The 22064-nt window shown below is 63.6% G+C and carries 18 protein-coding genes and 1 riboswitch; of the genes, 7 read left to right on the top strand and 11 right to left on the bottom strand.

From position 1 onward, the window contains the following. Positions 1 to 38: 38 nt before the first annotated feature. The 6 genes from SPHINGO391_RS17760 to gcvT form a co-directional block, all read right to left on the bottom strand. Positions 39 to 3332 carry an efflux RND transporter permease subunit gene (locus tag SPHINGO391_RS17760; protein ID WP_152010089.1) on the bottom strand — a complete coding sequence of 1098 codons (3294 nt, stop codon included), beginning with the start codon at positions 3330 to 3332 and terminating at the stop codon, positions 39 to 41. Positions 3333 to 3342: 10 nt separating this feature from the next. Continuing rightward, a complete protein-coding gene (locus tag SPHINGO391_RS17755; protein ID WP_152010088.1) occupies positions 3343 to 4542 on the bottom strand; it encodes an efflux RND transporter periplasmic adaptor subunit in 1200 nt (399 codons plus the stop codon). Between the two features lie 11 nt (positions 4543 to 4553). Beyond that, the gene (locus tag SPHINGO391_RS17750) at positions 4554 to 5177 is read right to left on the bottom strand and encodes a TetR/AcrR family transcriptional regulator (RefSeq protein ID WP_193217337.1); all 624 of its coding nucleotides are present in this window, start codon (positions 5175 to 5177) and stop codon (positions 4554 to 4556) included. 422 nt (positions 5178 to 5599) lie between these two features. Next, positions 5600 to 8452, bottom strand: coding sequence for an aminomethyl-transferring glycine dehydrogenase (gene gcvP, locus SPHINGO391_RS17745; protein ID WP_152010086.1), 2853 nt, complete (start codon positions 8450 to 8452; stop codon positions 5600 to 5602). 8 nt (positions 8453 to 8460) lie between these two features. Beyond that, positions 8461 to 8823, bottom strand: a complete 363-nt coding sequence (gene gcvH / locus SPHINGO391_RS17740; RefSeq protein ID WP_152010085.1) for a glycine cleavage system protein GcvH — start codon at positions 8821 to 8823, stop codon at positions 8461 to 8463. Between the two features lie 20 nt (positions 8824 to 8843). Beyond that, positions 8844 to 9983, bottom strand: a complete 1140-nt coding sequence (gene gcvT / locus SPHINGO391_RS17735) for a glycine cleavage system aminomethyltransferase GcvT (protein ID WP_152010084.1) — start codon at positions 9981 to 9983, stop codon at positions 8844 to 8846. A 146-nt stretch (positions 9984 to 10129) separates the two neighbouring features. Continuing rightward, positions 10130 to 10217, bottom strand: a riboswitch (glycine riboswitch). A 138-nt stretch (positions 10218 to 10355) separates the two neighbouring features. Here gcvT and SPHINGO391_RS17730 point away from each other — a divergent pair. Both SPHINGO391_RS17730 and SPHINGO391_RS17725 read left to right on the top strand, forming a co-directional pair. Further along, positions 10356 to 10745, top strand: coding sequence for an antitoxin Xre-like helix-turn-helix domain-containing protein (locus SPHINGO391_RS17730; protein WP_152010083.1), 390 nt, complete (start codon positions 10356 to 10358; stop codon positions 10743 to 10745). Then, a complete protein-coding gene (locus tag SPHINGO391_RS17725) occupies positions 10742 to 11458 on the top strand; it encodes an RES family NAD+ phosphorylase (RefSeq protein ID WP_152010082.1) in 717 nt (238 codons plus the stop codon). Before SPHINGO391_RS17730 ends, SPHINGO391_RS17725 begins: the two co-directional genes overlap by 4 nt. 21 nt (positions 11459 to 11479) lie before the next feature. On the opposite strand, the gene SPHINGO391_RS17720 is transcribed toward SPHINGO391_RS17725, so the two are convergent. Genes SPHINGO391_RS17720 through SPHINGO391_RS17705 form a run of 4 tightly spaced genes read right to left on the bottom strand, consistent with a single transcriptional unit; the run spans position 11480 to position 14959 of the window. Then, a complete protein-coding gene (locus SPHINGO391_RS17720; protein ID WP_152010081.1) occupies positions 11480 to 12328 on the bottom strand; it encodes a metal ABC transporter permease in 849 nt (282 codons plus the stop codon). Continuing rightward, entirely contained in the window at positions 12328 to 13194 is an 867-nt protein-coding gene (locus SPHINGO391_RS17715; protein WP_280177940.1) for a metal ABC transporter permease, read from the bottom strand. The genes SPHINGO391_RS17720 and SPHINGO391_RS17715 overlap by 1 nt, the downstream gene beginning before the upstream one ends. After that, on the bottom strand, positions 13191 to 14102 hold the full coding sequence (locus SPHINGO391_RS17710; RefSeq protein WP_280177930.1) for a manganese/iron ABC transporter ATP-binding protein: 912 nt from the start codon (positions 14100 to 14102) through the stop codon (positions 13191 to 13193). Before SPHINGO391_RS17710 ends, SPHINGO391_RS17715 begins: the two co-directional genes overlap by 4 nt. Then, complete coding sequence (locus tag SPHINGO391_RS17705; protein ID WP_280177939.1) at positions 14099 to 14959, bottom strand: metal ABC transporter substrate-binding protein; 861 nt, start codon at positions 14957 to 14959, stop codon at positions 14099 to 14101. Before SPHINGO391_RS17705 ends, SPHINGO391_RS17710 begins: the two co-directional genes overlap by 4 nt. Before the next feature lie 218 nt (positions 14960 to 15177). Here SPHINGO391_RS17705 and SPHINGO391_RS17700 point away from each other — a divergent pair, with 218 nt between their 5' ends. Next, positions 15178 to 16563, top strand: a complete 1386-nt coding sequence (locus tag SPHINGO391_RS17700; RefSeq protein WP_152010078.1) for a cytochrome ubiquinol oxidase subunit I — start codon at positions 15178 to 15180, stop codon at positions 16561 to 16563. Between the two features lie 4 nt (positions 16564 to 16567). After that, positions 16568 to 17575, top strand: a complete 1008-nt coding sequence (locus SPHINGO391_RS17695) for a cytochrome d ubiquinol oxidase subunit II (protein ID WP_152010077.1) — start codon at positions 16568 to 16570, stop codon at positions 17573 to 17575. 15 nt (positions 17576 to 17590) lie between these two features. On the opposite strand, the gene SPHINGO391_RS17690 is transcribed toward SPHINGO391_RS17695, so the two are convergent. Next, complete coding sequence (locus SPHINGO391_RS17690) at positions 17591 to 18817, bottom strand: ROK family transcriptional regulator (RefSeq protein ID WP_244615232.1); 1227 nt, start codon at positions 18815 to 18817, stop codon at positions 17591 to 17593. A gap of 249 nt (positions 18818 to 19066) precedes the next feature. Here SPHINGO391_RS17690 and SPHINGO391_RS17685 point away from each other — a divergent pair, with 249 nt between their 5' ends. The 3 genes from SPHINGO391_RS17685 to SPHINGO391_RS17675 all read left to right on the top strand — a co-directional run bounded on the left by SPHINGO391_RS17685 (position 19067) and on the right by SPHINGO391_RS17675 (position 22059). Further along, positions 19067 to 20104 (top strand): sugar ABC transporter substrate-binding protein, encoded by a 1038-nt coding sequence (locus tag SPHINGO391_RS17685; protein WP_152010076.1) that lies wholly within the window; start codon positions 19067 to 19069, stop codon positions 20102 to 20104. 117 nt (positions 20105 to 20221) lie between these two features. Beyond that, on the top strand, positions 20222 to 21283 hold the full coding sequence (locus tag SPHINGO391_RS17680) for an ABC transporter permease (RefSeq protein WP_152010075.1): 1062 nt from the start codon (positions 20222 to 20224) through the stop codon (positions 21281 to 21283). Continuing rightward, entirely contained in the window at positions 21283 to 22059 is a 777-nt protein-coding gene (locus tag SPHINGO391_RS17675) for an ATP-binding cassette domain-containing protein (protein WP_244615230.1), read from the top strand. The genes SPHINGO391_RS17680 and SPHINGO391_RS17675 overlap by 1 nt, the downstream gene beginning before the upstream one ends. The last annotated feature ends 5 nt before the right edge of the window (positions 22060 to 22064 follow it).

Genomic DNA, 22064 nt, shown 5'->3' with positions numbered 1-22064 from the left:
AAGAAAAAACCGGCGCTGTTGTCAGCGCCGGTTTGTGATCATTCCGCTGCCTGCTGGCTGATCACCAGCTTCGGGGGCGAACGTTCGGACTGGCCTTCGAGCCGCGCCAGCCGCTCGCGCAGCTCGGCGATCTCTTCACTGTTCTCACCGATCGCAACGGTCATCGCTTCTGGCTCGAGAACCTCGATCTCGTCTTCCTTCGGGCCGACAAAGCGGCTGAAGATCCGGCTCAGCAGTCGCGACAGGTCGTCCATGATCAGGAAGAACGACGGCACCACCACCAGGCTGAGAACGGTGGAGACCATGATCCCGCCAATGACTGCGATCGCCATCGGCGCGCGGAACGAGCCGCCTTCACCGACGCCGAGCGCGCTTGGCAGCATGCCCGCCGACATGGCGATCGAGGTCATCACGATCGGCCTGGCCCGCTTCTGGCCGGCCTCGATCATCGCTTCGACGCGATCCCGCCCCGAGCGGATCAGTTCGACCGCGAAATCGACCAGCAGGATGGCGTTCTTGGTGACGATCCCCATCAGCATCAGGATGCCGATCAGCACCGGCATCGACAGCGCATTGTTGGTCAGGATCAGGCCCGCGGCGACACCGCCGATGGCGAGCGGCAGCGAAAACAGGATGGTGAACGGCTGGATCACGTCCTTGAACAAGAGGATCAGCACGGTCAGCACCAGCAACAGCCCCATCAGCATGGCGTTGAGGAAGCTGTCCATCAGCTCGTTCTGGACTTCCGCATCGCCAGATTCGAGTACCTGAACGCCGGCCGGCAGTTCGGTCGACTGGACGATCTCGTTGAACCGGCTCTTGGCCGTATCGAGCGCCACGCCGATCGGCAGGCTGGCACCGATCGTTGCCTGCCGCTCGCGGTTGAAGCGCTTGATGGTCGAGGGGCCCTGGGTGATGACGATATCCGCCACGGTCTTGAGCGGAACCGACACGCCCCTGGAAGTCTGGATGCGCAGATTGCCGATCCGGTCGATATCGGTCCGGTAGGCCGGGTCGAGCTGCACCCGGATCGGGATCTGCCGGTTGTCGAGCGAGATCTTGGCGAGTGCCGCGTCAATGTCACCAATGGTGGCGACCCGAACGGTTTCGGCGATCTGTGCCGTGGTCACGCCCAGCCGCGCGGCTTCTTCAAGACGCGGACGGATCTGCACTTCCGGACGGGGCAGCGAGCCCTGCACGCTGACGCTCGACAGCACGCTTTCGGCTTTCAGTCTGGGTTCGAGAATGGCGACGGCACGGTCGATCGCCGCGTCGTCGTTTGAAATCACGTTGTAGCTCAGATCGCGTTCGCCACGATCGTTGAGCTTGTAGGCGCGAATATCGGGAATGACGGCCAGCTTGTCGAAGATCTCGGTTTCGATCTCGGCCTGGGAACGGGTCCGGCCCAGAACTTCCATGCGCGGCAGGGAGTCGGACACGAAAGGAACCGCGCCGACGAGGCCGTTGACCACCTTCTTGACGATCGAATGCTCGATCTTTTCAAGCTGCACCGATACGGAAGCCCGCCGGATGTCGAGTTCGCCACGCGGCGAGGTGCCGCCGAGAATGAAGACGCTTTCGACACCTTCGACGTCCTTGATGATATCGAACATCGCGCTGGTGGTGTCGTCGGTGTCGTCGAGCGTCGCGCCGGGTGGCAGCTCGACGCTGATCGACACCCGCGACACGTCTTCCGGCGGCAGGAACGAGCCCGGCACCTGGGCCATGAAATAGACCGCGACAAACAAGGATCCGATGGCTGCAAGCAGCGTGGTGTACCGCCAGCGCAGGGTCTTGGAAATAAACCAGGTATAGCCGCGCATCACCGGACCGCCGCCCTCGGCCTCTTCGTGGGCGTCGCTGTCGCGCATCAGATAGGCGGCCATCATCGGCGTGATCAGCCGCGCCACCAGCAGCGAGAACATCACCGCCACGGCCACCGTCATGCCGAACTGTATGAAGTACTGTCCCGGGATGCCGGGCATGAACGACACCGGCACGAACACCGCGATGATGGTGAAGGTGGTGGCGATCACCGCCAGCCCGATCTCGTCGGCAGCCTCGACCGCGGCCCGGTAAGGCGTCTTGCCCATGCGGATATGCCGCGAGATGTTTTCCACCTCGACGATCGCGTCGTCGACAAGAATACCCGTCGCCAGGGTGATGGCCAGAAGGCTAACGAGGTTGAGCGAGAAGCCGAGCAGCTCCATGACATAGAATGTCGGGATCGCCGACAGCGGCAACGCCACGGCTGCAATCAGCGTTGCCCGCCAGTTCCTCAGGAACAAGAGCACCACCAGAACCGCAAGCAGCGCGCCTTCGACCAGCGTGTGCAGAGCAGATTCGTAGTTGCCATAGGTGTAGAAAACCGTGTCGTCGACAGGGGTCAGCTGCACATTCGGATAGTCGGCGCGGATCTCATCAAGCGTCTCCGTCACCACTTCGGACACGGAAATCTCGCTGGCGCCCTTGGAGCGGAACACGGCGAAGGAGACCACCTGGTCGCCGTTGAAACGGCCGAAGGATCTGAGTTCCTCGTAAGTGTCATGGACGGTGCCGAGCTCGCTGAGCCTGACATAACGGCCGTTCGGCAGGGCAATCGTGGTGTTGGCCAGGGCCTGGGTGTCCTGGGCGTCGCCCAGTGTCCGGATCGCCTGTTCGCGGGCGCCGATTTCGCCGCGGCCGCCGCCCAGATTGGCATTGGTCGCCCTGAGCTGCCGGTTCACATCGGCTGCGGTGATGCCATAGGAATCAAGCCTGGCTGGATCGAGTTCGATGCGGATTTCCCGGTCGGCACCGCCATAGCGATCCACCTTGCCGACGCCGCGCTGGCCCTGCAGCGCCCGTTTGATGGTGTCATCGACAAACCACGACGCTTCCTCCAGCGTCATGTCGGGCGCATTGACAGCAAACGTCATGATCGCCTGGCCCTCGACATCGACGCGGGTGACGATCGGTTCTTCCACCGAGGCGGGCAGGTCGCCACGCACCCGGTCGATGGCATCCTTGACGTCCTGAACCGCCTGGTCGGTCGGCACCTCCATGCGGAAGATCACATTGGTCGTGGAAATGCCGTCGGATACCGTCGACATGATATCGTCGACGCCGGTGATGCCGGCGACCGCGTCCTCGATTTCCTTGGTGACCTGGGCTTCGATCTCCGAAGGAGCGGCGCCGGACTGGACGACCGTGATTGCCACCAGTGGTACGTCGATGTTCGGAAACCGTGTGATTGGCAGTGTGAAGAAGGACTGGATGCCGACAATCGTCAGAAGCACGAATCCCAGGATCGGTGCGATCGGATTGCGGATGGCCCAGGCGGAAAAGTTCATCTCGGCAGCCTCACTCGGTGATTGCGGCTACAGTGCCGCTGTCGGTTTCTTCCACCGGAGTGATCCGGTCGCCATCACGCACGAAGGCGCCTGCCTTGGCGACGATCAGGTCCCCTTCGGCAAGTCCCTCGACAATTTCCACCCGGCCGCCTTCGCGGATGCCCGTAGTCACCGGGGTCAGGCTCGCAACACCGTCCTCGATCCTGAGCACATCTGCGCTGCCGTTACCCATGTTGACCGATGTCACCGGCACGGTGATCGCCTCGCGTTCGGCGACAATGATCTGCGCATCGGCAAACATGCCGGCGCGCAGGCCCTCGCCATCCGCGATGCTGATCCGCGCCATGCCCAGCCGGGTTGTGGTGTTCAGTGTCGGCTCGATCAGCCGCACTATGCCCCTGGCGGGTGTTCCTGCACCGATGAGATGCACCACCACGCTCTGGCCCTCGGCAATCCGGTGCATGTCGGCTTCGGCGATGTCGGCGCGCAGTTCCAGTTCTCCATCCCGGATGATGGTGAACAGCGGACCGGCGCCGGCGCTGGCAATCGACCCGATCCGGGCACCGCGAGCCGAAATGATGCCGGACACCGGTGCCTTGACCTCGGTTCGCGCCAGCCGCAGATCGACGTCCTTCATCTGTGCGTCGATCACCGCGATATCGGCCTGGGCCACCTTGATGGATTCCTCGACCGAGCGGACCTGGGCAAGCGAGGCGGTGGCCTGGGCTTCGGCCTGCTCCGCCTGGACCGTCGAATAGGTTCCCTGGTCGGCCAGCTGCCGTGCCCGGTTGCTCGCCTTCACCGCTTCAGCGGAATTTGACTCGACTTCCGCAAGCCGGGCTTCGAGCTGCGCGATTGCAGCAAGCGCCTTGGCGCGATTGGCCTCGAGCTGGCTGCGCTGCAGGATCAGCTGGTCCTTGGACAGCGTTGCCAGGACCGAACCCGCCTGCACACGGTCGCCAATGTCGGCTTCGAGGCTCTCGATCGCCAGGCCTTCGACCTGGGGTGCGACCAGCACTTCCTCGACCGCCATTATCATGCCGTTGGAAAGCACCCGGTCGGTGATCGGCGCTTCGTTCGCCCTGACGGCAATAATGGCCGGGGGCAGCGCGCCCGTGGCAGGCGGGGCCTCGGCGTCGACCGCGCCTGAAGGCAAGGCCAGGGCAGAGAGAAGCGGAAGGGCGAGCAGAAGGGCGAGAACAGGGCGCATGGAAGATCCGGTCATTCGGCGGGAGTGGCTGGGGGAGCGAAAATGGTGTCGTGCAGTGTCGAGAGCACGAGCTCGCCGAGCGCTGCGGATTGTTCGTCCAGGATGGCTTCGCGGGCACAGAATTTGCGTTGGGCAAAGCCATGGATAAGCAGCATCATCAGATGTGCGCGTGTCTCGAAGGTCTTGACTGCATTGGCGCTGCCGTCACCGTGGATGCGAACCAGGGCCTTGACCACGTTGTCACGCACGGTCTCGTCCATTGTGCGCATCAGTGTCGCGATCTCCGGCGACCGGAAGGAGGCCGCCTGGACCTCGCTCCACAGGGCCGCGTCCTCGACCGGCAGCGTCTCGATCCGCTCCCTCAGGATGGTCATGAACATCGCACCGGGATCGGAGGCGTTCTGAACCGCTTCGAACACCGCTTCGATCTCCTCGAGATCGCGCTTGACAAGCGCAGTGATGATGGCGTCCTTGGAGGGGAAGTACCGGTAGAAATTGCCGACGCTCATCTGCGTCGCCTGCGCCAGATCCTGCATCGAGGTACCGTCGAAGCCGTTGAGTGCAAACACCGACTTGACCTGGTCCAGGATGTCCAGGGCGCGCTTGCTGGCAATGCTGTGCGTGGCGGTGTCCATGCGGCGGTCCTTGGTGGGGTATGCAAGTTGCGCTAAACTGCGTCTCTCAGTTTCTACGCAATCTGCAGGCAAACGGATTTTCTGACTTGGTCTGTACAGTAAGAATAGTGAATGAATATTCATTCATCAAGCCTTCCGGCAAAAAATGTGGCCAAAGGCTGACGCTTCCACGTCAAGACTGGTTGGATTCGTAGCTCGAAGCAGTGTCAGAGATTGTCAGGAGCGCGGCTGTAGACGGGGAGTTGTGGCCGGCCCTGTCCCGGTTCAAGGGTTTGTTTACCCTAAACCAAACATGGCAGGATCATTGACGCGTTTCGATGAAGCCAGCTGAAAATGATCCGCGACGACATCGTTGCGCGGCTGAGCCTGCTCGACAGCAAAGAGGCGGCCCGAAAGCCGCCTCCTGATCTCGTTCGTGCGTGTTACTCCGCAGCTTCCGCGTAGTCCGACATCGGCGGACAGGAGCAGACCAGGTGGCGGTCTCCATAGACATTGTCGACCCGGTTGACCGGTGCGAAATACTTGGCATTGCGCATCGCGCCGGCGGGGAAGATCGCCGCCTCGCGGTCGTAGGGTCGATCCCACGGACCGACCAGATCCTCGATCGTGTGCGGTGCGTTCTTGAGCGGGTTGTTCTCCCGGTCGAGCCGTCCGTCCTCGATTGCCCAGGCCTCGTCGCGGATCGCCAGCATAGCGGCACAGAACCGGTCGAGCTCGGCCTTGACCTCCGATTCCGTCGGTTCGATCATCAGTGTCCCGGCCACCGGCCAGCTCATGGTCGGCGCGTGGAAGCCGCAATCGATCAGCCGCTTGGCCACATCGTCGACAGTGACGCCGGCGCTTTGCACCAGCGGCCGCGTGTCAAGAATGCACTCATGCGCCACCCGTCCCGACGCCGAGGTGTAGAGCACGTCGTAGGCGCCCTTCAGCCGTGCGGCGATGTAGTTGGCGTTCAGGATCGCGATCTTCGTCGCCTGGGTCAGACCCTCGCCGCCCATCATCAGGCAATAGGCCCAGGAGATCGGCAGGATTGATGCCGAGCCGAAGGGTGCGGCCGAGACCGCGCCCGGCTTGCCGTCGGTGACGCAATGGCCCGGCAAATGCGGCGTCAGATGTGATTTCACACCGATCGGCCCCATACCGGGACCGCCGCCGCCATGCGGAATGCAGAAGGTCTTGTGCAAATTGAGGTGGCTGACATCGGCGCCGATGTCGCCGGGCCGCGCCAGCCCGACCAGTGCATTGAGGTTGGCGCCGTCGAGATAGACCTGGCCGCCGTGTTTGTGGGTGATCGCGCAGACTTCCGCCGCCGTCTCCTCGAACACCCCGTGGGTGGAGGGGTAGGTGATCATGCAGGCGGCGAGATTGTCGGCGTGCTGCTCGGCCTTTGCGCGGAAATCATCGAGATCGATGTCGCCGTTCTCGCGGGTGCCGACCGCCACGACTGTCATGCCGGCCATCTGCGCCGAGGCCGGGTTTGTGCCATGCGCCGACGTCGGGATCAGGCAGATATGGCGATGGCCTTCGCCATTGCCGCGGTGAAAGCCGCGGATCGACATCAGCCCGGCATACTCGCCCTGCGCGCCAGAATTGGGCTGCATCGAGATCGCGTCGTAGCCGGTGATCTGGCACAGCTTGTCCGACAGGTCGTCGATCATCTGCTTGTAGCCGAGCGCCTGGTCGGCGGGCGCGAACGGGTGGATGTCGGCAAATTCCGGCCAGGTGATCGACAGCATTTCCGCCGTCGCATTGAGCTTCATCGTGCACGAGCCGAGCGGGATCATGGTCCGGTCAAGCGCCAGGTCCTTGTCCGACAGCCGGCGGATGTAGCGCGTCATCTCGCTTTCGGCCCGGTTCATGTGGAAGATCGGGTGTTCGAGATAGCGTGACTGCCGGACCAGCGGATCGGCGATGATCGGCTCGGCCAGCATGTCCTTGAACTTGAGAGTGCCGCCGAAGGCCCGCCACACCGCTTCCACGGTCTCGGGCCGCGACACCTCATCGAGCGCGATGCCGATGCGGTCATCACCGACCTTGCGCAGATTGATGCCTTCAGCCCGCGCGGCTTCCAGGATCTCGGCCTGGCGGCCTTCGGCGAACACCGTGACGGTGTCGAAGAAGATCGCCGGGTCGATGATGAAATCGAGTTGCTTGAGGCCGGCCGCCAGCGTCGCCGCCTTGATGTGAACGCGGCCGGCGATGGCGCGCAAGCCCACCGGGCCGTGGAAGACGGCATACATCGAGGCAATCACGGCGAGCAGCACCTGCGCGGTGCAGATGTTGGACGTCGCCTTCTCGCGGCGGATATGCTGCTCCCGGGTCTGCAGCGCCAGCCGGTAGGCCTGGTTGCCGCGCGCATCAACGGTGACGCCGACCAGGCGTCCGGGCATCGAGCGCTTGTAGGCGTCCTTGACCGCCATGTAGGCCGCGTGCGGCCCGCCGTAGCCGACGGGCACGCCGAAGCGCTGCATCGAACCGACGGCGATGTCGGCGCCCATTTCACCCGGTGACTTGAGCAGCGTCAGCGACAGCGGATCGGCGGCAACAACCGCAATCGCCTTGTGCGCATGCAATGTCGCGATCACATCGGTGAAATCATGCACATGGCCGTATGTGCCGGGATACTGGAAGATGGCGCCAAAGACCGCGTCGGGGTCGAGCTCGGTGAACGGGTCGCCGACGATCACCTGCCAACCGAGCGGCTCAGCGCGGGTGCGGATCACGTCGATGGTCTGCGGATGGCAGTGATGATCGACGAAGAAAGCGGTACGCTTGGATTTCGAGGCCCGCTCGGCCATCGCCATGGCTTCCGCCGCCGCCGTCGCCTCGTCAAGCAGCGAGGCATTGGCGATGTCGAGCCCGGTCAGGTCGGCGACCATGGTCTGGAAATTCAGAAGCGCTTCCAGCCGGCCCTGGCTGATTTCCGGCTGGTAGGGCGTATAGGCCGTGTACCAGGCCGGGTTTTCGAGGATGCAGCGCTGGATCACCGGCGGCATGATGGTGCCGTGATAGCCCTGACCGATCAGCGACAGCATCACCTTGTTCTTCTTCGCCGTCGCCCGCAGGTGATCGAGCACTTCGCGTTCGCTCATCGGATCGCCGAACGCCAAGGGCGCCTTCTGGCGGATCGAGCCCGGCACGGTCTCGTCGATCAGCGCGTCCAGCGACGCAGCGCCGACAACCTCGAGCATATCGGAAATCTCCGCCGGCGACGGGCCGATATGGCGACGGTTGGCGAAGTCGTAAGGATTGTAGTCAGTCAGCTTGATGGTCATGGTCTGTCTCAGCCGATCATGGATTTGTAGGCGGCTTCATCCATCAGCTCGTCGACCGAGCCGGCGTCATCGAGCTTGAGCTTGAAGAACCAGCCGGCGCCGGTCGGATCGGAATTGACCAGCGACGGATCGTCGGCAATCGCCTGGTTGACCTCTGTAATCTCGCCGGCGAGCGGGCAATAGACGTCCGATGCCGCCTTGACCGATTCCACGGTCGAGGCCTCGCCACCCTTGTCGAGCTTCGCGCCGACCTCGGGCAGTTCGACGAACACCAGGTCGCCCAGCTGCTCGGCGGCATGCTCGGTGATGCCGACGGTTGCGACATCGCCCTCGATCTTGAGCCATTCGTGGTCTTCGGTGAATTTGAGCATGGTGCTGTTCCTGTTGTGATTTAGCGTTTGTAGGTGGAGGGGACGAAGGGCAGGGAAGCGACGGCCAGTTCGAGCCGCTTGCCACGCACTTCCGCAAAGATCGTGGTTCCCGGAGCGGCCTGCGCGGCAGGCACATAGCCCATGGCGACCGGCCCTCCGGCGCTGGGGCCGAAGCCGCCCGATGTCACCGTGCCGATGGCCTCGCCGCCGGTCTCCTGCGCAAACAGCACGGCGCCGGCGCGCACCGGCGCCTTGCCCGCAGGCTGCAGACCGACCCTGAGGCGGGAAGCGCCGTTGTCGAACTGGGAGAGGATGATGTCAGCGCCCGGGAAGCCGCCTTCGCGTGCACCGCCGCTGCGTCGCACCTTCTGGATCGCCCATTTCAGGTTGGCTTCCACCGGCGTGGTGGCCTCGTCAATATCGTTGCCGTAGAGGCAGAGACCGGCTTCCAGCCGGAGTGAATCGCGCGCCCCGAGCCCGATCGGCGCGACATGGTCGTCCGACAAGAGCAGCCGGGCGATGCGGTCGGTCTCTTCCGCCGGGATCGAGATCTCGTAGCCGTCCTCGCCGGTATAGCCCGAGCGCGACACCACCACCGGTACACCGGCGATTTCAAGCTCGGTGACGTCCATGAACAGCATGTCTTCTGCTTTCGGCGCGTAGGACGACAGCACCCCTTCCGCCGCCGGTCCCTGCAGCGCGATCAGCCCGCGGTCGAACTGCGCCTCGATCTCGCAAGTGTCGGACAGTGCCGCCCCGATGCGCGCGAGGTCGTCCTGCTTGCAGGCCGCGTTGACCACCAGGTAGAGATGGTCACCTCTGTTGGCCACCATGAAATCATCTTCGAGCCCGCCCTTGTCGTTGGTGAAAAGCCCGTAGCGCTGGCGGCCGGGTTTGAGATCGGCGACGTCGACCGGGGTGATGGTCTCGAGCGCCAGCGCCGCATCGCGGACGTCGCCTGATTTGGCGCGGATCAGGATCTGCCCCATGTGCGAAACGTCGAACAGGCCGGCATTGGCGCGGGTGTGCAGGTGCTCCTGCATGACGCCCATCTTGTACTGGATCGGCATGTCGTAGCCGGCAAATCCGGCCATGCGCGCGCCAAGCTCGAGGTGCAGGGAATGTAGGGGCGTTTTCAGAAGGTCAGCTGTGGTGTCCACGCTGCAGTCTCCATCTCGGGTGCCGGGTTCAACCGTGCACGGGCCAATCGTCAAGCGTCGAACGCTTTCAAACAGCCCCCTCTGTCCTTTTGCCTGAGATTGTTATCCCTTCGGCAGACGCGGAAAGCGCCATTCTCCAGAGTCCTAGTGGTCCGTTGGTCCTTTTGCCTGAGAGTTTCCGGGGCGGTTGCTCCTTCGGCACCGGATTGAACCGGCTTCTCCCAACGGGATGGTCGTATCTAGGCCGAATCGCGGGAGGAAGGCAAGGGGGAGGGTGGCAACTTGCCTCGCTGCGCCTAAATGGACCATATGGACTTGAAAAGCGGTTCAAATGAAACTATTGTTGTTGGTTGTTACATAAGGAATGCCCTGATGGAAAACCTTGCCCTGGAACGCGTTGCGCCGGACCGGCAGGCGGTGGGGCTGAAAGCTTTCGCGCGGATTGCCGATGCCTGGTCGCTGACGCTGCGCGAGGCAGCCGCACTGGTCGACATGTCGGAATCCACCTGGAAACGGGCGAAGAAACCCGGTTTCGCCGGTGACCTGACCCATGACCAGATGCTGCGGCTAAGTGCGCTCATCGGGCTCTACAAGTCGCTGGAGCTTTACTTCAACGAACCCATCGCCGGCGAGTGGGTCAAGCTGCCCAACCGGGGGCCTGAATTCGATGGCGCGCGGCCGGTGGATGCGATGATCGCCGGCGGCTTGCCGAAGATCCTGCGCGTGCGCAACTATGTCGATGCGCTCCGGGGCGGTGTGTGAGGATCACCCCGGTCAATGACCGCGCCCTTGTCCGCCTGATCCCCGAGACGCATCACAAGCCGCCGGTCCTGCGCGGGCTTGTCGATACCGACGAGGAGGCCGCGGTCCTCGCCGAGCTCGAGGGCGAGACCAGCGCGCGGCTGATCGCCGAACGCGAGGGCAGCCCGGCGCTCGACCGCCGCGAACTGGCCTTCGCCCGGCGCGCGCAGGACCTCAAGCTCTATGGCGAAAGCCACATCAATGCCGCTTTCACCTACACGCGGCCGGCCGGCAATCGCTTCAACAGCGGCGACCGCGGTGCTTGGTATTGCGCCTGGGACATGCTGACCAGCGCACAGGAGGTGGGCTTCCACAGGACCCGCGAACTGGGGTTCATAAACCGCTACGAGGACGAGGCGCGCTATGTCGAACTGCTGGCCGATTTCATCGGCGATTTCCCTGATCTGTATTCCGATCTCCATGGGACCGATCAGGCTGGAGCGTCTCACCCGGCGCTCGATCCGGACACCGATAAGGGCTATCCGGCGGGACAGGCCCTGGCCGCATCTTTGAGGAGCCAGGGGCATCGCGGGCTGATCTACCCCTCGGTGCGCCATGAAGGCGGTCGTTGCTTCGTCGCCTTCGACCCCGGTATCATCCAGAATGTCCGTCCGGGCGCGACCTGGAACCTCAAGTGGACCGGCGCGCCCGAGTTTTCGATCGAGGGGCTCTGAACCCTCTTGGAAAACCTGGCTTTAGCCTCGCGCCACCCGCCGCATCCGCATGTCCCGCAGCTGGCTCACCACCAGCGCCACCACGAACAGCCCGGTCATCATCAGCACCATGGTCGGCGCCGGTTCGCTGTCGATGTGGTAGCTGGCGAAGATGCCGATCAGTGCCGACAGCATCACCGATCCAACGGCCACCGTCAGCATGCCGGCAAAGGTGCGGGCGACGAGGAAGGCGATGGCACCCGGTGCCACCAGGAGCGCGATCGACAGGATGATGCCGACGGCCTTGAGGCTGGCGACGATCATCAGCGCGATGGCCGTCAGCAGCCCGTAATGCAGCCATCCGGTCTTGAGCCCGATGGCGCGGGCGTGCAGGCCGTCGAAGGCCTGGGCGACGAGATCGCGCCACTTGACCAGCAGGAACCCGCCGCACAGGGCAGCCAGGATGGCGGTCGCGCCGATGTCCGACCAAGCAACGCCGAGCATGTCGCCGAACAGGATGTGGTCGAGATGCAGGCTGGAGCGGACGCTCACATGCAGCACGATGCCTAAGCCGAACATGCCGGAAAACACGATGCCCATCACCGTGTCTTCCTTGACGCGGCTGTTGGCGTTGAGCCAGCCGGTGGCGACCGCGCAGAAAAGGCCGGCGGCAAAGGCGCCGATCACCAGCGGCAGGCCGGCGATATAGGCCATGACGATGCCCGGCAGCACCGCGTGGCTCATCGCGTCGCCCAAGAGCGACCAGCCCTTGAGCACCATCAGCGAGCTCATCGCCGCCATCGGCAGCGCGATCAGGAAGGTGATCAGGAACGCCTTCTGCATGTAGGCGAAGCGGAACGGATCGATGAAGAAGTCGAGCACGCTATCCATCAGGCCGCTCCCGTCCCGGCGCTCGCCCCGCGCGCCCTGGCCCGCTGCGCCAGGATCCCGTGCCGGGGCGCAAACAGGAAGGCCAGGAGGAACAGCCCGGTCTGCAGCATGATCACCACGCCGCCGGTGGCGCCGTCGAGGAAATAGCTCAGGTACACCCCGACAAACGAGGTGATCGAGCCGATCGCCACGGCAATGACGATCAGCCGCGGAAACCGGTCGGTGAGAAGGTAGGCGGTGGCGCCCGGCGTCACCACCAGCGCGATCACCAGGAAGGCGCCGACGGTCTGCATCGCCGCCACGGTGGAAGCCGCCAGCAGCGTGAAGAACACCCCTTTGAGGAGGTCGGCGCGGATGCCGATCGTGCGGGCGTGGCTCTCGTCGAAGAACACCAGCATCAGGTCCTTCCAGATCAGGGTGAGCACGGTCAGCGTGACGGCGCCGATGATGATCAGCTGCAGCGAATCCAACGGCGTGATTGCCAGCACATTGCCGAGCACGATGGTTTGCACGTTGATCGGCGTCGGCGAGATCGAGACCATGAACAGCCCGAGCGCGAAGAACGAGACAAAGATCATGCCGATGATTGCGTCCTCGCGCAGACGTGTCCGCGAGCGGATGGCGAGCATGGCGGCCGCCGCCAGTCCTCCCGCGAGAAAGGCGCCCGCCGCAAACGGCAGTCCGAGCATGTAGGCGCCGGCCACGCCCGGCACGATCGAGTGCGACAGCGCGTCGCCGATCAGCGACCAGCCCTTGAGCATCAGGTAGCACGACAGAAACGCGCAGATCGCCCCGGTCAGCGCCGACACCCACATGGCATTGACCATGTAGCCGTAGCTGAAAGGCTCGAGCAGCCAGCTCATCAGGGTGTCTCCCCGCTGCCCTTGGGTTTGCCCTTGCGGGCCTTGCGTTCGGCCTCGCCATAGATGACGAAGGGCCGCTCGTCGTCGGTCAGGACCGTGACCTGGCGCCGGTCGTCATCATCGTGCAGATCCTGTCCGCCGAGAACGAAATGCCTGAGCACGCCGCCAAAGGCCTTCTGCAGGTTCTTCTGGGTGAAGACCTCACCGGTCGGTCCCTCGGCCAGGACGGAGCGGTTGATCAGCACCGCCCGGTCGCAGAATTCGGGCACGCTGCCGAGATTGTGGGTCGAGACCAGCATCACCCGGCCTTCCGCGCGCAGATCCTTGAGCAGCTCGATGATCTGGTTCTCGGTGGTCACGTCAACGCCGGTGAAGGGCTCGTCGAGCAGGATGACCTGGCCCTCCTGGGCCAGCGCCCGGGCCAGGAAGACACGCTTCTTCTGCCCGCCGGAGAGTTCACCGATCTGGCGCTTGCGGAAGGCCTGCATGCCGACGCGCTCGAGCGCCTCGTTGACCGCTGTGCGGTCGGCGGGCCGCGTCATGCGCAGGAAATTCATGTGGCCGTAGCGGCCCATCATCACAACGTCTTCGACCAGGACGGGAAACGACCAGTCGATCTCCTCGGCCTGCGGCACGTAGGCCACGAGATTGCGGCCGAGCGCCTGCTTCACCGAAAGCCCCATGATGCTGATCTCGCCGCCGGCAATCGGCACGAACCCCATCAGCGACTTGAACAGCGTCGACTTGCCGCTGCCATTGATGCCGACCAGCGCCGTGATCGAGCCTTTCGGAACCGAAAACGAGGCGCCGTCGAGCGCCTTGTTGCCGTTGCGGTAGATCACCGAGACATCGTGCACGTCGAGGCCGGTCATCGGGGCAGTCTGCATGCCAACGGGGGCGGGCGGATTCATGGTTTGGCCGTCAGTCCGGTGACGATTGTTTCCGATGTCACCCTGAGCAGGTCGAGATAGGTTGGAACCGGCCCGTCGGGCGTCGACAGCGAATCCACGTAGAGCACGCCGCCATAGGCCGCCCCGGTTTCCCGTGCTACCTGCTCGGCCGGTTTTGGCGAGACCGTGCTTTCTGAAAAGATCACCGGGATCTGGTTCTCGCGCATCAGGTCGATGATGCGCCGCACCTGCTGCGGCGAGCCCTGGCTGTCGGCGTTGATCGCCCAGATCGAGGCCTCCTTCAGGCCGAAATCCCGCGCCAGGTAGGAGAACGCCGCTTCTGAGGAGACCAGCCAGCGCCGCTCCTCCGGAAGGGCTTCAATGGAAGCGCGGATCGGTTCGAAGGTCGCGGTGATCTCTGCTTTGTAGGCTTCGCCGTTCGCCCTGTAGGCAGCGGCGTTGTCCGGATCGGTTTCCGACAGTGCGCGGACGATGTTGTCGACATAGATCATGGCATTGCCTGGAGACATCCAGGCATGCGGGTTGGCCCGGCCTTCATAGGGGCCGTCCCCGATGCTGATCGGTTCGATGCCATCGGACAGGACATAGGCCTTCACGTCGCCGAGATTTTCCAGATAGCGTTCGAACCAGGTTTCCAGTCCCAGCCCGTTCCACAGCACCACATCGGCGCCAAGCCCGCGCTTGATGTCGCCCGGCGTGGGGCGGAACATGTGGATCTCGGCGCCCTCGCGGGTGATCGAGACCACTTCGGCATGTTCTCCGGCGACATTGCGGGCCATGTCGGCGAAGACGGTAAACGAGGTCAGAACCTTGATTTGCGCCAGCGCCGATGTTGCCGGTCCAAGGCTGAACGCCATGAGAAGTCCCAGAATTGCGAAGATACGCATAGATCCCTTCCTGCGAATGGTTTGCAAGAGGCAATCTATGCGCATTGCTGCCATTGTCAATGCTTTTGCAAATCATTCGCAAAAAGCCATCTCCGCTCCTCGCCACGGGTTTGCTGCGCTGCGGCGGAATGTCATCTTATCTGCGTCCGGGAGCGCCCCAGATTCGTGGCAACCGAAAGGAAACCGCCATGGACACCCTTCTGCTGTCCCGTATCCAGTTTGCCGCCAACATCTCGTTTCACATCCTGTTCCCGACCATCACCATCGCGCTGGGCTGGTTGCTGCTTTGGTTCCGCCTCCGCTTCAACCGGACCGGTGACCAGGTCTACATGGACGCCTATTTTTTCTGGGTGAAGGTCTTCGCGCTGTCCTTTGCCATGGGCGTTGTCTCCGGCATCACCATGAGCTTCCAGTTCGGCACCAACTGGCCGGGCTTCATGGAAAGCGTTGGCAACATCGCCGGGCCGTTGCTGGCCTACGAGGTGCTGACCGCCTTCTTTCTCGAAGCGGTCTTCCTCGGCATCATGCTGTTCGGCTTCCGCCGCGTGTCCGGCCGTGTCCACACGCTGGCAACCTTCCTGGTCGCCTTCGGCACCACAATGTCGGCCTTCTGGATCCTGGTGCTGAACTCGTGGATGCACACCCCGCAGGGCTACGAGATCCGCGACGGGGTCGCCTATGCAACGGACTGGCTGGCCATCGTGTTCAACCCGTCCATGCCCTACCGCCTCGTTCACGTGCTGCTGGCTTCGGGCCTGACGGTGGCCTTCCTGGTCGCGGGCCTCTCCGCCCTGCGCTGGCTCTTTGGCGATCGGGGCCGCGCCAACATGCTGGCGCTGCGCTCCGGCCTGACGCTCGGCGCGGTCCTCATTCCGCTGCAGATTCTTGCCGGCGACCTGCATGGTCTCAACACGCTCGAGCACCAGCCCCAGAAGGTTGCCGCCATGGAGGGCAACTGGGAAACCGGACCGCGCGTGCCGCTGATCCTGTTCGCCATCCCCGATGAAGAGGCGCGCGAGAACCGGTTCGAGATCGGCATCCCCGGCGGTGCCAGCCTGATCCTCAAGCACGACATTGACGGCGTGGTGCCGGGCCTCAATGATTTTGTCGCCGAGGACGGCACGGTGCTGCACCCTCCGGTGACACCGCTTTTCTTCGCCTTCCGCATCATGGTCGGTGTCGGCTTCGCCATGCTCTTTGTCGCCTGGATAGGCAGCTGGATGATCTGGCGCCGGGGCGACATCAACCGGCCGCTGGCCTATGTGCTGGTGCCGATGGCCCTGTCGGGCTGGGTCGCCACCCTTGCCGGCTGGTACACCACCGAGATCGGCCGCCAGCCCTGGCTGGTCAGCGGCGTGCTGAAGACCGCCGACGCCGTCACCACAGTTCCCGCGACCTCCGTCGGCATAACGCTTGCGGCCTATCTCCTGGTCTACGCCGGTCTGATCGCCGCCTATCTTTCGGTCATCGTGGCGCTTGCGCTCAAGGCCGCCAAGGCGCCGCAGCAGCCGCCTAGCGTGAAGGATCCCGGCATTGATCCGGATCCGGCAATGGCGCTCGGGATGGGAAGGTAGCACCATGGCCGGTATCGACTGGGCGCTTGCGCTCCCCTACATCTTTGCCGCCCTGATGGGCGTGGCGATCCTTGTCTACGTGATCCTCGATGGCTTTGACCTGGGGATCGGCATTCTCTCGCCCTTCGCCGACGACGCCCAGAAGGACAGTATGGTCGCCTCCATCGGCCCGTTCTGGGATGCCAACGAGACCTGGCTGGTGCTCGCAGTCGGGCTCTTGCTGGTGGCGTTCCCCGTCGCTCACGGCGTTATCCTGACAACGCTCTACTTCCCTGTCGCGGTGCTGCTGATCGGGCTGATCCTGCGCGGTGTTGCCTTCGAGTTCCGGGCCAAGGTCAGCCTCAGCGCCAAGCCGTCCTGGAACAGGATGTTTTTCGCAGGCTCGCTGATGTCGGCGCTGTCGCAGGGTTACATGCTGGGACTCTATGTGCTGGGGCTTGATACCGGTTGGGCCGCCGCCGGGTTCGCCTTGTTGGTTGCCGTCTGCCTGGCGGCGGCCTACGCGGCGATCGGCGCGGCCTGGCTGATCCACAAGACCGAAGGCGAACTGCAGAAACGGGCCGTGACGTGGCTGCGCGCCTCGCTCGGCTTCGTCGCACTCGGAATGGCAGCAATCTCGCTTGCCACGCCGCTTGCCAGCGAGCGGATCTGGGAACGCTGGCTCGGTTTTCCCGAAACCCTCTACCTCGCGCCGTTGCCGGTGCTCACGCTGGCTCTGTTTGTCTGGCTCTGGCGCCTGTCGGGAAGGATGCCGCTTGAGGGCGACCGGATGAACCTGGCGCCGTTCATCAGCCTGGCGGGTATCTTCTGCCTCGGCTTCGCCGGGCTGGCCTGGTCGTTCTACCCCTATGTCGTGCCGGGCCGGATCACCATTGTCGAGGCTGCGAGCGCCACGGAAAGTCTGGCCATTATTCTGGTGGGAACCTTGTTCGTGCTGCCGGTGATCACGGGCTACTCTATCTGGGCCTACAGGATCTTCGGCGGAAAGGCTGTCGACCTGCGCTACGATTGATCTTGAAGGCTGCGCTCAGGCGGAGCCGAGCCGGGCATTGCGGTCGATCAGGTACTTGTCGAACAAAGGCAGGCTGGCCGCACCCAGCGCCCGGGCGAGATGCCCCACGGTTCCGGGCAGGATGGTGGGTACATCGAGGCCGCGGACATCGTAGTTCTGCACTTCCGCGCGGGTCGCCGCCACCAGCTTCTCCCGGACATCGGCCGGAATGCCGCCATCGATGATCACATGTTCGAAGTCGATGATCGAGGCGGCCGAGACGATCGCCTGGGCCAGGCCGCGGGCGACGATGCCGACCCATTCGTCGGCGAGTGCCTCGAACCCGCTCCAGTGATCGGGGCTGTTCCAGAGCGGTGACGGATCCTGGCCCGCAGCCCTGAGCATGCGTTCGAGCAGCATGATCGAGGCGCGGTCGATCAGCTGCACCGGCTCGCCGTCCGGGCCGGTGACCGGCAGCGGCCCCAGCGCGCCAGCATTGCCGGTGCGGCCGGAATAGACGCTGCCGTTGAGCACCACGCCTCCGCCGACAAAGGTGCCGATGTAGAAATACAAATAGTCTGTCAGGCCCGAATGCTGGCCGAACACCAGCTCGGCAGCACAGGCAGCAGTGGCGTCGTTTTGCAGGTAGACCGGCATGTTGCTGAAACTTGCCAGCTCCGCCCTGAGGTCGCAGTTACGCCAAAGATCCATTTCCTCGCGCGGCGCGCCAGCCTGCTCGGTCCAGTCCCACAGCTGGAAGGGCGTGGCGATTCCCAGGCCCGCCACCCGGTTGCGCAAGCCTGCCGGCAGGCCCTGAATGATCTGTTCGATGCCTTCGCGGACAAATTCGATAATCTGGGGTGGAGTGGGCCAGGGATAGCTCTTGCGCAGCGTGGTTTTCGGTTCTCCGAGAAAATTGATCAGGATAAGTTCGGCGCTGCGCCGCCCGACCTTCAGCCCGATGAAGAAGGCGCCGTCGGGATTGATCGACAGTGGCACCGAGGGCTGGCCAACCCTGCCGCGGATCGGTTCGCCCTTGACGATCAGGTCCTCGGCTTCCAGTTCCCTCATGATGACGGAGCCGGTCTGGGCCGACAGGCCGGTCATCCGGGCAATGTCGGTCTTGGCCAGATTGCCGTGCGTATAGACAAGGCTCAGCACCAGGCGCTGGTTGTAGGCCCGCAGCCCGCTCTGGTTCGACCCTCGCATCGACTGGCTCGCAGGGGTGGCGCGGTCGTCGCTGGTTTTCGCGTCTTGCTGCACCTGTCAGTGTCCTCCCGGATTCGCCGCCGCGACTCTGTTGCACAAGCAACGGTCCTCGGTCGCGGTTGTTCCTTAGCAAAACAATGCGGCAAAGACGATCCCCAGTCAATTACTAAATAAGAGTGAATTATTAATTGACAAGCGCGGGTATTCTGTGTTGTTTTAGTGGTGACGCGAAGAACGGAAGTGAGGATTTCCGGTTCGGAGCGCATGCAGACTGACCTGCAAAGCCAATCCCGGGAGGATAACATGAAAACCACTACCGCACTGAAGACCGCGTTGTTCGCCGCTGCCGCATTCGGCGCACTCGCCGCAGCGCCTGCCCAGGCAGCCAGCCACAGCGTAGGCGCCTGCCTGATCACCAAGACTGACACAAATCCATTCTTCGTCAAGATGAAGGAAGGGGCTGAAGCCAAGGCCGCCGAACTCGGCGTGTCGCTGAAGTCCTATGCGGGCAAGATCGACGGCGACCATGAGACCCAGGTTGCCGCCATCGAGACCTGCATCGCCGATGGTGCCAAGGGCATCCTGCTGACAGCCTCCGACACCTCGTCCATCGTCTCTGCGGTCCAGCAGGCCCGCGATGCCGGTCTGCTGGTGATCGCGCTCGACACGCCGCTTGACCCGATCGATGCCGCCGACGCGACCTTTGCGACCGACAACTTCCTGGCCGGCGAACTGATCGGCAAATGGGCGGCAGCCACCCTCGGCGACGAGGCAGCCAACGCAAAGATCGGCATGTTGGACCTGGCTGTCAGCCAGCCGACCGTCGGCGTGCTGCGCGACCAGGGCTTCCTCACCGGGTTCGGCATCGACGTGAAGGATCCCTCCAAATGGGGCGATGAGGAAGATCCGCGCATCGTCGGCAACGACGTCACCGCCGGCAACGAGGAAGGCGGCCGCAGGGCCATGGAAAACCTCCTTGCCAAGGACCCGATGATCAATGTTGTCTACACCATCAACGAGCCGGCCGCAGCCGGCGCCTATGAGGCGCTCAAGGCAATCGGCCGCGAGGGCGAAGTGCTGATCGTCTCCGTCGATGGCGGCTGCCCGGGCGTGGCCAACGTCAAGGATGGCGTGATTGGTGCGACCTCCCAGCAGTATCCGCTGCTGATGGCCTCCAAGGGCATCGAAGCCATCGCGGCATGGGCCAAGGACGGCACCAAGCCGGCCCCGACCGAAGGCAAGAACTTCTTTGATACCGGCGTGGCACTTGTCACCGACAAGCCGGCCGAAGGCGTCGAGTCGATCTCGGTTGCCGAAGGCATGGACAAGTGCTGGGGTTGATAACCGTCTCTGACAGGTAAACACTGATGGGGCGGCCTTCGGGCCGCCTCATTGCAAAGCGCCGCCGTGCTTCGGGTGCGGAAGAACAGTCATGCCTTGTGACGTTGGGGAGGAACCATGTCCGATACGCAGGAATACGAAAAGGCCGCGGCCACGAGCCCGACCACCGTTGCCGCTTTCGCGACCCATGACAGAAGTATGGTCAAGAGCATCCAGCACGGGCTTCACCAGACCCCCTGGATGGTCCCGGCCATTGTGCTGGTCGGCTCCATTCTCGTCTTCGGACTGGTTCTGGGGCAGAAGTTCTTTTCGCCTTTTGCACTCACTCTGATCCTGCAGCAGGTCCAAATCGTCGGCATTCTCGGCGCCGCCCAGTCGCTGGTCATCCTGACCGCCGGCATCGACCTTTCGGTCGGCGCCATCATGGTGCTGTCCTCGGTCGTCATGGGCCTGTTCTCGTTTCGCTACGGCCTGCCAGTCGAGATCGCGGTGGCCGCCGGCATCGCCTGCGGCACTTTCTGCGGCTTCATCAACGGCTTTCTCGTCGCGGTGATGAAGCTTCCGCCCTTCATCGTCACGCTCGGCATGTGGCAGATCGTGCTGGCCACCAATTTCCTCTATTCCGCCAACGAGACCATTCGCGCCCAGGACATTGCCGACCAGGCCCCCCTGTTGCAGTTCTTCGGCAACAAGATTGCCTTTGGCGGCGCCGTCTTCACCTATGGCGCGATCTTCATGGTGCTTTTGGTGCTTTTTCTGGCCTACGTGCTCAAGCAGACCGCCTGGGGACGCCATGTCTATGCGGTGGGTGACGATCCTGAAGCCGCCGAACTTTCGGGCGTCCAGGTCAAGCGCACGCTGATCTCGGTCTACATGCTGTCCGGTCTGATCTGCGCTTTTGCCGGCTGGGCCCTGATCGGCCGCATCGGCTCGGTCTCGCCGACCTCCGGCCAACTGGGCAACATCGAATCTATCACCGCCGTGGTTATCGGCGGTATCTCGCTGTTTGGCGGCCGCGGCTCGATCATGGGCATGCTCTTCGGCGCACTCATTGTCGGCGTCTTCTCGCTCGGCCTGAGGCTGCTCGGCGCCGACGCGCAATGGACCTACCTGCTCATCGGCGTCCTCATCATCGCCGCCGTCACCGTCGACCAATGGATCAGAAAGGTGTCAGTCTGATGGAACCCATTCTCAAGGGACGCAATCTCGTCAAGCGCTATGGCCGCGTGGTCGCTCTCGACAATTGCGACTTCGATTTGCACCACGGTGAAATCCTCGCGGTCATCGGCGACAACGGCGCCGGCAAGTCGACGCTGATCAAGGCCGTGTCCGGTGCCGTCACTCCGGATGAGGGCAAGATCTGGCTCGAAGGCAAGGAAGTGAAGTTCCATTCGCCTCTGGATGGCCGCCACGCCGGCATCGAAACCGTCTACCAGACGCTGGCCATGTCGCCGGCCCTGTCGATTACCGACAACATGTTCATGGGCCGCGAGTTGCGAAAGCCCGGCTTCCGCGGCTCGGTGCTGCGCCAGCTCGACCACAAGGCGATGGATGCCTTCGCCCGCGACAAGCTCAATGAACTCGGCCTGATGACCATCCAGAACATCAACCAGGCGGTAGAGACGCTCTCCGGCGGGCAGCGCCAGGGCGTCGCCGTTGCGCGCGCCGCGGCCTTCGGCTCCAAGGTCATTATTCTCGACGAGCCGACCGCCGCGCTTGGCGTCAAGGAAAGCCGGCGGGTGCTGGAACTTATCCTCGACGTTCGCTCCCGCGGCATTCCGATCATCCTGATCTCGCACAACATGCCGCATGTCTTCGAAGTCGCCGACCGCATCCATGTCCACCGGCTCGGCAAGCGGCTCTGCGTCATCAATCCGAAAGACTACACCATGTCGGATGCGGTTGCCTTCATGACCGGGGCCAAGGAACCGCCGCAAGAAGCGGCCGCGGCCTGAAGCGC

This window comes from Hoeflea sp. EC-HK425, assembly GCF_902498795.1.
Taxonomy (GTDB): domain Bacteria; phylum Pseudomonadota; class Alphaproteobacteria; order Rhizobiales; family Rhizobiaceae; genus Hoeflea; species Hoeflea alexandrii.
Note: the sequence above shows the minus strand (reverse complement) of the source record. Positions and strands in the feature narration are given on the sequence as shown.

Bases quoted from the DNA above. Each gene is read 5' to 3' on its own strand.
- SPHINGO391_RS17685 (WP_152010076.1), top strand. From the start codon at position 19,067: ATGAAAACCACTACCGCACTGAAGACCGCGTTGTTCGCCGCTGCCGCA.
- SPHINGO391_RS17730 (WP_152010083.1), top strand. From the start codon at position 10,356: ATGGAAAACCTTGCCCTGGAACGCGTTGCGCCGGACCGGCAGGCGGTG.
- gcvP (WP_152010086.1), bottom strand. From the start codon at position 8,452: ATGACCATCAAGCTGACTGACTACAATCCTTACGACTTCGCCAACCGT.
- SPHINGO391_RS17720 (WP_152010081.1), bottom strand. From the start codon at position 12,328: ATGGATAGCGTGCTCGACTTCTTCATCGATCCGTTCCGCTTCGCCTAC.
- SPHINGO391_RS17750 (WP_193217337.1), bottom strand. From the start codon at position 5,177: ATGGACACCGCCACGCACAGCATTGCCAGCAAGCGCGCCCTGGACATC.
- SPHINGO391_RS17705 (WP_280177939.1), bottom strand. From the start codon at position 14,959: ATGGCGTTCAGCCTTGGACCGGCAACATCGGCGCTGGCGCAAATCAAG.
- SPHINGO391_RS17700 (WP_152010078.1), top strand. From the start codon at position 15,178: ATGGACACCCTTCTGCTGTCCCGTATCCAGTTTGCCGCCAACATCTCG.
- SPHINGO391_RS17680 (WP_152010075.1), top strand. From the start codon at position 20,222: ATGTCCGATACGCAGGAATACGAAAAGGCCGCGGCCACGAGCCCGACC.
- SPHINGO391_RS17760 (WP_152010089.1), bottom strand. From the start codon at position 3,332: ATGAACTTTTCCGCCTGGGCCATCCGCAATCCGATCGCACCGATCCTG.
- gcvH (WP_152010085.1), bottom strand. From the start codon at position 8,823: ATGCTCAAATTCACCGAAGACCACGAATGGCTCAAGATCGAGGGCGAT.
- SPHINGO391_RS17675 (WP_244615230.1), top strand. From the start codon at position 21,283: ATGGAACCCATTCTCAAGGGACGCAATCTCGTCAAGCGCTATGGCCGC.
- SPHINGO391_RS17755 (WP_152010088.1), bottom strand. From the start codon at position 4,542: ATGCGCCCTGTTCTCGCCCTTCTGCTCGCCCTTCCGCTTCTCTCTGCC.
- SPHINGO391_RS17695 (WP_152010077.1), top strand. From the start codon at position 16,568: ATGGCCGGTATCGACTGGGCGCTTGCGCTCCCCTACATCTTTGCCGCC.
- SPHINGO391_RS17710 (WP_280177930.1), bottom strand. From the start codon at position 14,102: ATGAATCCGCCCGCCCCCGTTGGCATGCAGACTGCCCCGATGACCGGC.